A 12,267-nucleotide genomic window follows, 5' to 3' on the forward strand; every position below is an offset into this window, starting at 1 on the left:
CAGCGGAAAAATCTTACAAAGATCGGGATAACAGAACAAAAAATGGTGACCGAAATTATTCTGACCACCATTTTTTATAACATTTACTGAATATCCCAAGTTAGACACTATTTGGGGCATTTTTATGGGCTTCTATAAAAAATATGCTGTTGCGTAGTTTCTATGTTCTCCCGACTTTCACTTTTCGGCCCTTGACTTTCTGTCCGTTTGCCGCATTGATGATCGCTAAAGCCAGTTTACGTTTGACAGCAACATAAGCAATTTTGTCTTTGACTTCGATAATTCCGATATCGTCTTTTTCAATGCCATCCAGATTCAACAGAAAGCCAACGATGTCAATTTTGTTGACTTTATCCTTCCTTCCGGCGCTGACATAGAGTGTAGCGAAAGGCGAGTTTTCGGGAAGTTCATAAAAGTCGGGGAATTCCTCCTCTGGCGTATCTTCCAAAATGTAGGGATAATTCTCTTCAGGTTTTAAGATGACATACACGTCGCCTTTTGCCTGCATACGCGCTGTGCGTCCATTGCGGTGTGTAAAATCATCTTCTTTATGTGGAAGCTGATAGTGAATGATTGCATCCACTTCCGGAATATCCAATCCCCGGGCGGCAAGGTCCGTCGTAATCAGAACATTGTTGGAGTGGTTTCTGAATTTTAGCAGCGCCAACTCTCTGTCCTGCTGCTCCAGGCCACCATGAAAGGTATCATGAATGATATTACGATTATCCAACAGGTCGCTGATATGGTCGACAGCATCACGATGGTTGCAAAATATAATCATTTTTTTTGTGCCGATCTTGCAGATAAGTTTTAAAAGCGCTTCCAGTTTCTTTTGACTGCTGGAAACTACTTTTTTTATCGTGATCCGCGGGATGTTGTTTGCATCTTTTAGGAAATCTACCGTAATGGGCTCCTGAATCTGCGTAAAAGCCGGAATGGTCTCCATTGTTGTCGCAGAGGTCAATATACGCGACTTAATTTTGGGCATGTGCCGAATGATAAAATCCATTTGCTGTTGAAAGCCAAGCTCCAGGGACTTGTCAAATTCATCCAGTATTAAGGTATGGATTTGGGTCGGATCGAAATTCCCCTCTTCAAGATGTTGTTTTATTCGACCAGGGGTGCCGATAAGAACAGATGGCGCATCTTTGAAGGCATTTTTTTCGATACGGGTGCTATGTCCACCATAAGCGCAGGTTACTTTGTATCCCGTGGTCAGTTTGCGGATGACTTGTTCGATCTGTAAGGCGAGTTCACGGGTCGGGACTAAAACCAGCACCTGTACTTCACGGGCGATATCTTTTAGCTGTTGTAGTATTAGTAATGAAAAGGCTAAGGTTTTTCCTGATCCTGTAGGGGAGAGCAAAATGAAATCTTTGTCGTGTTGGTAGCTGGCCAATACCTTTTGTTGCATTTCATTCAGGGATGAAATACCGAATTTGTTTAAAATAGCTTCTAGCTGCATGGCACAAAAGTACTAATTAAAACGAAAAGGTAACCCATCTCTTTCAGAGGGATTACCTTTGTCGAATTTTTATATTGGACTTTATGGCAAAAAGAAGCTTTTTAATGATCCAATGTATTATACTTTATTGGTATTGTTTTAAAGTATATCAATACCTTCTTCGCGTAAAGCCTGTTTTTTATCCTCTTCCCAGATACTGACCTGTACTTCGCCGATGTGTTGCTTTTTAAGCATAAACATACAGACACGTGACTGGCCGATACCACCGCCAATAGATTCGGGTAATTCATCGTTAAGCAGCATGCTATGAAACGTTAGCTTAGACTTTTCGCTGCAATTTCTGATTTCCATCTGATGAGCTAATGCTTTTTTATCGACACGGATACCCATGGATGAAAGCTCGAATGCAGAATTTAGAATGGGGTTCCAAACAAGGATATCGCCATTTAAACCCTTGTATCCTGCCTCGTTGGTGGTACTCCAGTCGTCGTAGTCTGCCGCCCGGCCATCATGTGCTACTCCATTGCTCAGGGCACCACCAATACCGTACAGAAATACTGCACCGTATTCTTTTGTGATGGCGTTTTCTCGTTCTTTGGTACTTAAATCTGGGTATTTTTGCAATAATTCCTCCGAAGAGATAAATGTAATAGTCTCCGGAAGAATCGCTTTGATCTTTGGGTATTTACGCTCCACCTGTAATTCTGTTAATCGAAGTGATTCATATATTTGGAGTACAGTATCCTTCAGAAGAATCAAATTACGCTGATCTTTTCCAATGACTTTTTCCCAGTCCCATTGATCCACATAAATGGAATGTATAGGGGTGTAATCCTCGTCTGGACGAAGGGCTTTCATATCGGTGACAATACCCTCACCCGGTAACATTTCAAGCTCTTTTAAGCGTACTCTTTTCCATTTTGCCAATGAATGAACCACGACTGCCCGTTTTTCATTTAAAGATTTGATCGGGAAGGAAACAGGGCGCTCGATGCCGTTCAAATCATCGTTTAATCCTGTGCCATCCAGAACTACCAATGGCGATGAAATTGGAATCAGATTTAACTTGTTTTTTAATTCTTGGACAAATGTATCTTTAACGAAGCTGATAGCAACTTCGGTATTTAAAAGTTTTCTTCCCTCCATATGAGTCAATTGAAAAGCCATGTACGGATCGTTGTACATCGCATCATTTTTCTTATTCAGTTATTTGCTACAAAAATATGAAAATATCATTTGGTAATATGTTTTGTTGTTATTTTTGATATTTATCCATTAAAATGTTGAAAAAATATAAATATTACAAGAAAAAGTGAATAGGTCAATATGTAATTATAAAACTATTAATTTGTCGGTGCAACTAAACTCGCCCGACCTCATAAAAAAAGCCCTGAAATAATTCTCAGGGCTTTTTTGTTCTATTGAATGGGATGCGTTTATACCGAGAAACTCTCACCGCAGGCGCAAGTACGGCTTGCATTAGGATTATGAAATTCAAATCCTTTTCCGTTCAGCCCATCGGAATAATCAAGTTCGGTTCCTGCTAAATAGAGAAATGATTTGATATCCAAACAGATTTTTACCCCCTTATCTTCGAAAAACTGATCTCCCTTTTTTTCCTCATTATCGAAATTCAGTTTATAGCTTAAGCCTGAGCAACCACCACTTTCTACAGCAACACGCACAAAGTAATTGCTGTCATATTGCTCATCCTTCATGATTTCCTCGATACGAGTTTTTGCTTTATCAGTAACTGTAATCATAGTTGTATCTTTGTCTACAACAAAGATACATACAATCTCGCTATATTTCGTCTGTTCTTAAGTTTTTAGAATGTCATAAATTAGCTGATCAAACCAGCCTTAAAAAGTTGCCATATCGGCGATTGATCCCTTATTTTTTGTACAGCCTCTTTGATCAGTTGCGCGCATTGTAGGATTTCTTCACGCGTAGTCAATATGCTTAGGCTAAATCTGATCGCAGCAAGTGCATCTTCTTTGGATATGCCCATAGCCAGCAGTACATGTGAAGGTTCCCTTGATCCGGTGACGCAGGCGGAGCCGGAGGATAAGGCTAAAGTAGGACATGCGGTCATGATCTCGCTGGCAAGAACATGTTTGAAACTGATGTAGCTTGTCGTCGGTAGACGGGAAGTATTTTGCCCATGTATACTAATTTCGGGAATATCAGCCAGTTCAGCTTCCAATAGATCCCGATAGGCTTGAACGTTTGTATAGGCTTGAGGGTTTAGCATCGAGATCGCCTTTCCAAAGCCGACGATGGCCGGAACATTGTAGGTGCCGCCCCGAAAGCCATTCTCCTGGCCACCACCTAAAATTAGTGGAGTAAGCTGAATGGGCTTTGATTTGCGTCGGATATAAAGTGCACCAACTCCCTTTGGACCGTGAATTTTATGTGCACTCAGACATAAAAGATCGATAGGAAGCTCTTGCAGGTCGATCGTAACTTTTCCGATGGCTTGTGTGGCGTCACAAAAAAATAGAATGTCTTCTTCTTGACAGATAGCTGCCACCTCTTCCATTTCAGTCAGTACGCCAGTCTCATTATTCGCTGCCATCAGGCAAATTAATATGGTTTTAGTGGTAATAGCATTTTTAAGATCATCCAAGGCGATACGCCCCTGGCTGTCAACAGGAAGATAAGTGATTTGTGCGCCCTGTTTAGTCAGCTGTTCACAGCAGCTTAATACTGCTTTATGTTCCGTAGCAGCGGTAATGATATGGTTACCTTGTGATCGGTATTTGTCAAATACACCCTGCAATACGGTATTAATGCTTTCTGTAGCTCCGGAATTGAAAAAAACTTCCTTTGGCGTACAATTTAAAGCCTCGGCAACCTGTTTTCTACTCAGTTGAACAGCTGCATTGGCGGCTCTACCCATCTGGTGGTAAACACTGGACGCATTAGCATAATTTTGGATGAAATAAGGGGTCATCTCCTGCCATACTTCATCCAAAATCCGGGTGGTTGCATTATTGTCCAAATATATGGTATCCTTCATCAGCATAAAGATAAGGATAATGGCGTTTATGCCGAAGCTTTCACATCAACTTCCTTCTTTTTGACATTGGGATCATAGCGTAGCCCCGGTGTGAGCCAGTACATCAAAATGATGCGTGAATATCGGTAGTTGAAGGGAGACATCAACACAACACTTAATATAGCGACAGTCGCATAAAGAATGAAGGATGAGTCATTACCCGTGAGGATGTAAGTTGCCATACAGGCTGTGACCATTTCTGCGATGGCAAAAGCATAGGTGACATACATGGCGCCATAAAAATATCCAGGTTCGCGCTCGTAACGCAGACCACAGTATTCACAATGACTGTTCATCTTTTGGACCTTCAGGCCATAGGCAGGACCTTGATAGACATGACCGACTCTGCATCTTGGGCATTTTGCCTGCCATGCGGCTTTGAATTCGGATAATTCGTATTTAACTTCTTCCATAGTTATAGTTGTTTTCTGAACTCCTCGGGTGTGAGATCAGTGGATTTTTTAAAAAATTTGGTGAAATAAGAGTTGTCCTTAAACTGCAATTCATTTGCAATTTCAGTAATATTTAAATTTCGATTGATTAATAGCCGTTTTGCTTCCAGGACAATTCGGTTGCGGATGATCTCACCCGCAGACTGACCGATATAGGATTTACAGATCGCGTTCAGATGATTTGGCGTGATAAATAGTTGATCCGCATATACACTTGGTAATTTGGTGGATTTAAACTGTTGTTCCACCAATTGCTGAAAACTATTGAATATTTTATGATTATAGGGGTTGCTTCCATCTTTTTGTTCTTTCTCTGAAGAGATGGAAACATATAGTAAAAATTGCAATAGTAATGTGCGGATATAATCTTCGGATAAACCCTCGGATTTCGCGGACAAGATTTTGTCCAGGATATCCGTGGCCTGCGAACGGCAATTTTCTTTCAGTTCAAAAATCAAGTGCTCAATTTTACCCTGTAAAAAACTGAAACGTTCCAGATAGTCCGTGCGTAATAAAAAGGACTGGAAATAGTCCACTGAGAAATTAACCACATAGCCTTCCTCATCACCAGCAAAATTCCAGGTATGCACCTGACCGGGGGCCATGAAGTAGATCTGAAAGGGAGTAATTTTATAATGATTAAAATCAATGATATGATCACCCGAACCTTTGGTAAATAATACAAAATGATAAAAATTGTGTTTGTGGGGAAACACCATATCAGCATGCTTGATAACGTAATCACTTAAGTCATCGATGTGGATAGTTGTTTTATTGTTGAGGTCGATGCTACAACTATCTATGATGGGAATGGTGTTTTTTCTATTCATATTACAAATTTAGCCTTTAATTTCTTTTTCTAGTGGTGTTAATATTATGTTTTGTGGTATTTTTCAATGATTTTTATATTTTGAATGGTAAGTTTGTATGTTGGAACAATCCTTGTTTCAAGGAGCATGGAAATATATTTAATAAACATGGAAAGTAATTTAAATAGTCTAGGGACTAGATTTGGACGATTGACCGATATCGTCATTGATTCAATACCGGGTATTATAGGTGGTATTATTTTATTGATTATTGGTAAATATGTTATAGCTTTGGTCAACCGATTATTGCACAAGCGTTTCGAGAAAAGAAACGTCGACCCTTCAATCCGAGCATTTATCTCCAGTATCGTCAAGATTGTGATGTGGGTGATGTTGCTATTGACCGTTGCGAGTCAGGTTGGTATACAGACCACCTCTTTCATTGCGGCATTGTCTGCTTTTGGTTTGGCTGTAGGTATGGCACTACAGGGAAGTCTAAGTAACTTTGCCGGTGGTGTACTGATCCTGATGTTTAGGCCTTTCGAAGTGGGGGATTACATCTCGAGTGCCAATGGTACCGCGGGAACAGTGGAGCGAATTGATATTTTATATTCTACATTAATCGGTGACGATGGTGTCCGGATTTTTAGCCCCAATGGTCCATTGGCCAATTCGGTGATCAAAAACTATACGAAAATTGTTCAACGGATGTTTGAATATACGGTGAGTATATCCTACGACAAGAATATAAAAGATGCAAAGGATATTATCCTTAGAGTGCTTCGCTCAAATGAGACTGTTTTGACTAGCCCCGAACCCACAGTATTTGTGAAGGAATTGGGAACCAGTTCAATAGTGTTGACCGTAAGAGCATGGACTAGGCGCGAAGATTATTGGCCGGCACGCAATTCAATGCAGGAAAAAATTATGTTGGAACTGGAGCGCAACGACTTGAGTGTAGCGCCTAATCCAACACAGATTAGCATTATTTCCAATGCGAGCGACCAGGGCAAACAAGTCAACACAGATGGTTAATCATCTGCCAGGGCTCGGATAAGAATAAAGTACCGGTAGGCTATTATGGCCTGCTGGTACTTTTTTAGTTTAAGCGGATCCTTCTTCCCATATTTGGGAAGAATTGCTTTATTTAGTTTGTTCAGGAACTGAAAGAGATGTCGTTTCATGTATAGACTTCTGGATTGATAATTTGTGGCATCTTTTCACCTTTGATTGCTGCCAATAAATTGCTTGCTGCCATTAGCGCCATATTGTCTCTGGTTTCCACAGTTGCGGATCCGATATGCGGTAAAATGCAGACATTTTCAAGATTTAGCAGTGGGTTGTCCGCTGCCATGGGTTCGGGGTTTGTCACATCGAGCCCGGCTCCCCATAATTCCCCTAGGCGTAAAGCGCTGGCAAGATCGTCCTCTTGTACTAATCCGCCACGAGCTGTGTTGATCAGAATCGCCGAGTTTTTCATGCGCTTAAATGTATCCAGATTAAACCGATTGGACGTCTCTGAAGTGAGTGCCGCATGAATGGAAAGTACATCACTTTGGGTTAGTAGGTCATCAAAGTTGACATATCTCGCCCCTAGGATTCGTTCGGCTTCCAGGTTCCGCCCACGGTTATAATAGATGATTTCCATGTTATATGCAGCTCTTGCTTTTCGGGCAAATTCGAAACCAATCCTTCCGAGGCCATAAATACCTAATGTTTTATTGTTGAGCTCTATGCCCAGATGTGCTGTAGGGTCGAAGCCTTTCCATTGCCCCTGTAAAATCTGCTTGTGATTGAAGAAAGCTTTCCTGGAAACGGCCAGCATCAATAGGAAAGCAACATCAGCCGTTGCGCCGGAAAGTACACCCGGTGTATTGCTCACTGGGATACCATATTTCGTCGCAGCAGGGATGTCAACATTATCATGACCAACGCTCATCAGGGAGAGCGCTTTAAGATTGGGGCAGTTTTCGAAAAATTCTTCGTCAAACTTTTGCATGCCACCGTTCAGTATATAATCGGCCTGTTGTCCCGCTTGGATAAGATCGGTAGGAGATAGTGGGGTGGAAGAGTCATGTATCGCTACCTCATGTCCGGCAGCCGTTAACAGATCAATACCTTTTTGTGGGATTCGTTTCGTGATAAATATCTTCATGTAAATGTTATGCTATCGTGGAGCCTGTTGTATAATAAAATGATGAGCAGCCGATTTATTCGGACTGTTGATCAAAGTTAATGCTTAACAGTTTGTGTAACAATAAAAATTAACCGTTTTTATTATAACAAAAAAAGCTATACCGTTGTTTCGATATAGCCCTGCTAATAATATTTTGCTTTTTTATTTTGTATGAAGCAAATAATCCAAAATGCTTTTTCCTTGGTCATCGACGGAAAGTGCAGCATTGGACAAGACGACTACTGCACTTTTTTTATCCGGAGACAAAGCCAGATAAGAACTACTTCCGGCTGTCCCTCCGTTATGCCAATAAAAGGTAAGATCATCAAGCAGGTTCATGTGCCATGCTAACCCCAAATCAGTATCGGGCGGAAGAAAGAAGGTAAACAATCTGGTGTTGGCCATTGCGTTTTCCAGCGGGCTCTGCGGCATCCTAAACTGTGCGTTCGCAAATTTAAGTAAATCTTCCAGGGTGGATTTTAATCCGCCGGCAGCACTGAAAGCATCGAACGACCAGGCTGTTACTTCCTGCCCATTCTTATCGTATACTTTAAAAGTATCTTTTCTTTTTGGATCTAATACCTGAAAGGTATTATTCATTTCTAATGGTTTACAGATTATTTCTCGGACAATTTGATCATACGATTTTTTGTAGATGCTAGAGATGATATCCCCAAGTACAGCGTAGCCCAGATTGCTGTATTCGTATTCCTGCCCCGGTGTCTTTTGATTTTTGAAACCGGATAAATAGTTATAGAGTGCTTTTCTATCGTATGCCTTGTAAGGGTCATTTCCGCTGTATCCTTTTACTTTTTCAAAGTTGTCTGGCAGCCTCGGAAATCCAGATGTGTGATTGGCTAGCATCTGAAACGTTATTTTAGTCAGATCTTCGTTCTTTTGGAGGGTATCAGGAAGGAATAAGGATATGGGTTGATCTAATGTTATTGTGCCCTCTTCAACGAGATTGGATAATAAGATGGCTGTAAAGACTTTACTGAGCGAGCCGATTTCGTAAAGTGAGGTTGTTGTCGGTAATGTTTGATTGCCTTTTGCTGTCTCGCCGTAGAAATAGGTTTTAGACTGCCCGTTTCTAATAATGCCTATGGCAAGCGACTGCGCATTTTGTTGCTTTAGATAAGAATTTGCAACCGAGTCGATGAAAAAGTCATCTTTGTCCACGATTTTTGGGGGAGTGACTGTCTCTAACGTTTTTTCCGGGCTGTTTTTATCTGAAGCAGGTTGATTCAGCTGGCGAAAGTGTAAGGTGTTAAACTTAAGTGTTGAATCTGTGGCAAATAATAACTCGTAAGACTGCCTGTCAAAATCCAGACGGTAGGTTGCCGCTCCTTTTTCAAAACTAGTGATTTCAGAACTTTTTACCCTACCCAAAGGGTAGATCTGCCGCAGCATCTGTGTGAATTTCGGAAGACTGTATTGCTGTTTATAGGAGTCGCTCGCTAGATTATAGGCAGAGTCTGTCATCTGGGAATTGATAAAAAATTCCAATTTGTTATAAACTCCTTTGTTGACCTGTTCCGCTTGATTTGTCTGGGCAAAGGAGTAAGAAGTGATGCCCAACAATATTGCTGTATAAAAATGTTTCATAACCATTGTTAGGCACAAATCTACGGAATGTTTAAATTCCAATCAATTGTTTTAATCGGGCATAGCCTGATTTACTGATATTGAGCTTCTCACCGGAGATCAATGCAGCGATATAAGAGTCCTTTTCGTAAGGCTCCAATTTAGCCAGCTGATCGACCTTAATGATAAACGAACGATGGATACGTACAAACTGATTTGGGTCGAGGGATTTTTCAAAAAATGCCATGGTTTTATTCTTGAGGTACATGCCATCTTTGGTGTGAATCTTAACGTAGTCATCGTAAGACTCCAAGTATTTGACTGTATCAATAGGGATTATTTTGATCTGTGTGCCTGTTTTGACAACAATACGGTCGATCTTTGTTTCGTCTTGTGCAGCGAGAACCTCGTAGTTGGGTTGAACCTTTTTCTCAGGAGCGGAATAGCTGGACCTAAATTTTTCCAACGCTTTTTTGAAACGCATAGGGGACACTGGTTTTAGCAGATAATCCAGGGCATTCTTTTCAAAAGCTTTTAACGCGTACTCATCAAATGCAGTTGTAAAAATAATGGCTGGAGGGTTGTCGACTAGTTCGAGCATTTCAAAACCGGTCAATTTTGGCATCTGTACATCCAAAAAAACCAGGTCCGGTTCATGTGTCTGGATCGCTTTAACGCCTTCAAAACCATCTCCACACTCAGCCAAAACGCTCACATCAGCTTCATTTTTTAAGTAGCCCGCAATAATGGAGCGTGCTAGGGGTTCATCATCAATGATAACGACTTTAATCATATTGAGGTATTTTTAGGGTGCTAGTAAATATATTGTCCTGAATCTGAGTTTCCAGAAGATCATTTCTGCCATATAGCAGATACAATCTACGTTGAATACTGGAAAGCCCAAATCCGGTTCCTTTTTTCGGTTTTGATTGTTCTTCTGCATCAAAAGGGTTGGTAATTTGGATGCGAAGCTGGCCCTCTTGTGAGGTGCATTTTATTTGTATGTCGACTTGATCGGTAATATTGTATAATCCATGCTTTATGGCATTTTCTACTAAGGGCTGGATGATCATTGCGGGCAATTTATTCGTAAATATTTCCTCAGAGGAGGAAATGGAAGTGTTCAGACGATGACCAAAGCGTACTTTTTCAATGTCAAGGTAGAGTTGCAGATGGTCTAGCTCTTCTTCCAGTGTAATAATCTGATTGTTTTCCTTTCTCATCGTACCCCGTAAAAAATCGGACAGTTGAAATGTCATATTACGGGCTTCATCCGGATTGGCACCAATAAGGGCAATGATCGAATTCAAGCTGTTAAATAAAAAGTGTGGCTGCAGCTGTTGCCGCAAATTATAAAGTTCTGCTTCGCGAAGCAGGTTTTCGGATTCTTGTTTCCGTTTGATATTATTAATATTATCTTCCTGAATATTCCAGACGATATTAATAATAGCGACCGAAGTGAGGATAAGGAAGTTAACTATACCGCGAAAAGGTAGCGTCAAATCCAAAAGTGTGATAAAATTTGGCTGGATAAAATAATTCATTAAAAAGCGACTCAATCCAGTACTAATGGCGGCCATAATTAAGCCTATGATCAATACCTTCCATATCTCCCGCGGTTGTGGTGTGTAGAAGTTTAGCGCAGAGGACATGCCGTAGCAGCAAAACATCATCACGGCACTATTGATCAATGAATCTTTAAACGCCAGTTGAGAATCAAATCCTGAGCGTAGCATCAGTAAATATTGTAATGCAAGATATCCGATAAATACGGATATACAAATAATGCCTATTAAACGACTTTTGATACTGAGCGTCAGCTTATTTTTCATCGATTAAGCATTTTTTATGGTTAAGTTTCCCAAAATACAAGTGCCGGTGATGTAGATTTTTTTATCCGTATCCGGGTTGTAGATCGTCTGGAACCTTCGGTCATCGACAGATCCTAAGATAGAAGCCACATTGCTGAATACGGTCCAATGTGGGGGGATAATAATACGCGCACTTCCAAATAATTGAAAGGTGTCAATGACGATCGCCTGCTGGATGTCTGCTTTTGTCAAATCCAGTTCAATACTGCCAAAGACATTGGTCAAATTGCCACCTCTAAAATGTTTGGAATAGATGACTTTCTTTTGGCCTGCAAAAATCGTGTTCAGATTAAGGCTGTCTTCGAAAGACTGATGAAATGAACTGTTCTCTTTGTCGCCAAAAGCCTGCGCGTTGGGCGAGGCTTGTTGGCTTGATCCGTATTGTTCGTTAAAAGGTTTTGCTTCAGCATCCGGGGCCGTTGTGTCAGCGGGATTATCCGTCGGTATATTGACCCGTTTATCCCAATCATATGGATTTTGTGGCGGATTGGGGAAGGTAGGCGGCACCATCGGAGGTTTCCGTTTACTCATAATAAAATAAATCCCAAGCGAAATGATGATGATAGGGACGGTGACGGAACCAAAGTCAGTACGCATCATCCTTGAAATAAGGCTGGCTCCGCCGATAATTAATAGGATGATTGCCGATTTTTTCTGAAATTGGGAATTGACGCCGATAACAAGGCCGATGATGATCAATATCGTTGGCCAGCTAAATAACCAGCTCGGAAACCAGTTTCCTAGATTGAGGTTATTCAATAATAAGAATATACCTACAATGATCACAATGGCCCCCACGATATTGCGGCTGTTATTGCTGTTTGGTATGATAGGTTCTTTTTCCATAAT

General features: G+C 40.9%; 13 protein-coding genes. 1 reads left to right on the forward strand and 12 read right to left on the reverse strand.

Annotated elements, in window-relative coordinates:
- Positions 1-160: 160 nt before the first annotated feature.
- The 6 genes from D7322_RS03245 to D7322_RS03270 form a co-directional block, all read right to left on the reverse strand.
- Complete coding sequence (locus D7322_RS03245; RefSeq protein ID WP_121121294.1) at positions 161-1,465, reverse strand: DEAD/DEAH box helicase; 1,305 nt, start codon at positions 1,463-1,465, stop codon at positions 161-163.
- Between the two features lie 138 nt (positions 1,466-1,603).
- Positions 1,604-2,611: an aspartate--ammonia ligase gene (gene asnA, locus D7322_RS03250; protein WP_121121433.1), complete on the reverse strand. Its 1,008-nt coding sequence runs from the start codon at positions 2,609-2,611 to the stop codon at positions 1,604-1,606.
- Positions 2,612-2,901: 290 nt separating this feature from the next.
- Complete coding sequence (locus D7322_RS03255; RefSeq protein WP_077435550.1) at positions 2,902-3,228, reverse strand: HesB/IscA family protein; 327 nt, start codon at positions 3,226-3,228, stop codon at positions 2,902-2,904.
- Positions 3,229-3,308: 80 nt separating this feature from the next.
- Complete coding sequence (locus D7322_RS03260) at positions 3,309-4,487, reverse strand: cysteine desulfurase family protein (RefSeq protein ID WP_121121296.1); 1,179 nt, start codon at positions 4,485-4,487, stop codon at positions 3,309-3,311.
- Positions 4,488-4,513: 26 nt separating this feature from the next.
- Positions 4,514-4,822, reverse strand: a complete 309-nt coding sequence (locus D7322_RS03265; protein ID WP_317125719.1) for a DUF983 domain-containing protein — start codon at positions 4,820-4,822, stop codon at positions 4,514-4,516.
- Positions 4,823-4,941: 119 nt separating this feature from the next.
- Positions 4,942-5,808 (reverse strand): helix-turn-helix domain-containing protein, encoded by an 867-nt coding sequence (locus tag D7322_RS03270; RefSeq protein WP_121121298.1) that lies wholly within the window; start codon positions 5,806-5,808, stop codon positions 4,942-4,944.
- Positions 5,809-5,955: 147 nt separating this feature from the next.
- On the opposite strand from D7322_RS03270, the gene D7322_RS03275 reads away from it, so the two are divergent.
- Complete coding sequence (locus D7322_RS03275) at positions 5,956-6,822, forward strand: mechanosensitive ion channel family protein (RefSeq protein WP_245971240.1); 867 nt, start codon at positions 5,956-5,958, stop codon at positions 6,820-6,822.
- On the opposite strand, the gene D7322_RS28370 is transcribed toward D7322_RS03275, so the two are convergent.
- The 6 genes from D7322_RS28370 to D7322_RS03300 form a co-directional block, all read right to left on the reverse strand.
- A complete protein-coding gene (locus D7322_RS28370; RefSeq protein WP_183078590.1) occupies positions 6,819-6,971 on the reverse strand; it encodes a hypothetical protein in 153 nt (50 codons plus the stop codon). The two genes, D7322_RS03275 and D7322_RS28370, sit on opposite strands and share 4 nt — an antisense overlap.
- Complete coding sequence (locus D7322_RS03280) at positions 6,968-7,942, reverse strand: 2-hydroxyacid dehydrogenase (RefSeq protein WP_121121302.1); 975 nt, start codon at positions 7,940-7,942, stop codon at positions 6,968-6,970. Before D7322_RS03280 ends, D7322_RS28370 begins: the two co-directional genes overlap by 4 nt.
- A gap of 183 nt (positions 7,943-8,125) precedes the next feature.
- Entirely contained in the window at positions 8,126-9,568 is a 1,443-nt protein-coding gene (locus tag D7322_RS03285) for a serine hydrolase domain-containing protein (protein WP_183078591.1), read from the reverse strand.
- Positions 9,569-9,599: 31 nt separating this feature from the next.
- Complete coding sequence (locus D7322_RS03290) at positions 9,600-10,340, reverse strand: LytR/AlgR family response regulator transcription factor (RefSeq protein WP_121121306.1); 741 nt, start codon at positions 10,338-10,340, stop codon at positions 9,600-9,602.
- Positions 10,333-11,379 (reverse strand): sensor histidine kinase, encoded by a 1,047-nt coding sequence (locus D7322_RS03295; RefSeq protein WP_121121307.1) that lies wholly within the window; start codon positions 11,377-11,379, stop codon positions 10,333-10,335. The genes D7322_RS03290 and D7322_RS03295 overlap by 8 nt, the downstream gene beginning before the upstream one ends.
- Before the next feature lie 3 nt (positions 11,380-11,382).
- Complete coding sequence (locus D7322_RS03300; protein WP_121121309.1) at positions 11,383-12,264, reverse strand: LiaF transmembrane domain-containing protein; 882 nt, start codon at positions 12,262-12,264, stop codon at positions 11,383-11,385.
- Between the last annotated feature and the right edge of the window lie 3 nt (positions 12,265-12,267).

Source organism: Sphingobacterium puteale (assembly GCF_003627955.1).
In the GTDB taxonomy this organism is placed as follows: Bacteria; Bacteroidota; Bacteroidia; order Sphingobacteriales; family Sphingobacteriaceae; genus Sphingobacterium; species Sphingobacterium puteale.

Excerpts from the sequence above, each read along its gene's own strand:
- D7322_RS03280 (WP_121121302.1), bottom strand. The coding sequence starts at position 7,942 with ATGAAGATATTTATCACGAAACGAATCCCACAAAAAGGTATTGATCTG.
- D7322_RS03270 (WP_121121298.1), bottom strand. The coding sequence starts at position 5,808 with ATGAATAGAAAAAACACCATTCCCATCATAGATAGTTGTAGCATCGAC.
- D7322_RS03295 (WP_121121307.1), bottom strand. The coding sequence starts at position 11,379 with ATGAAAAATAAGCTGACGCTCAGTATCAAAAGTCGTTTAATAGGCATT.
- D7322_RS03260 (WP_121121296.1), bottom strand. The coding sequence starts at position 4,487 with ATGAAGGATACCATATATTTGGACAATAATGCAACCACCCGGATTTTG.
- D7322_RS03285 (WP_183078591.1), bottom strand. The coding sequence starts at position 9,568 with ATGAAACATTTTTATACAGCAATATTGTTGGGCATCACTTCTTACTCC.
- D7322_RS03300 (WP_121121309.1), bottom strand. The coding sequence starts at position 12,264 with ATGGAAAAAGAACCTATCATACCAAACAGCAATAACAGCCGCAATATC.
- D7322_RS03290 (WP_121121306.1), bottom strand. The coding sequence starts at position 10,340 with ATGATTAAAGTCGTTATCATTGATGATGAACCCCTAGCACGCTCCATT.
- D7322_RS03255 (WP_077435550.1), bottom strand. The coding sequence starts at position 3,228 with ATGATTACAGTTACTGATAAAGCAAAAACTCGTATCGAGGAAATCATG.
- asnA (WP_121121433.1), bottom strand. The coding sequence starts at position 2,611 with ATGGAGGGAAGAAAACTTTTAAATACCGAAGTTGCTATCAGCTTCGTT.
- D7322_RS03245 (WP_121121294.1), bottom strand. The coding sequence starts at position 1,465 with ATGCAGCTAGAAGCTATTTTAAACAAATTCGGTATTTCATCCCTGAAT.
- D7322_RS03265 (WP_317125719.1), bottom strand. The coding sequence starts at position 4,822 with ATGAACAGTCATTGTGAATACTGTGGTCTGCGTTACGAGCGCGAACCT.
- D7322_RS28370 (WP_183078590.1), bottom strand. The coding sequence starts at position 6,971 with ATGAAACGACATCTCTTTCAGTTCCTGAACAAACTAAATAAAGCAATT.
- D7322_RS03275 (WP_245971240.1), top strand. The coding sequence starts at position 5,956 with ATGGAAAGTAATTTAAATAGTCTAGGGACTAGATTTGGACGATTGACC.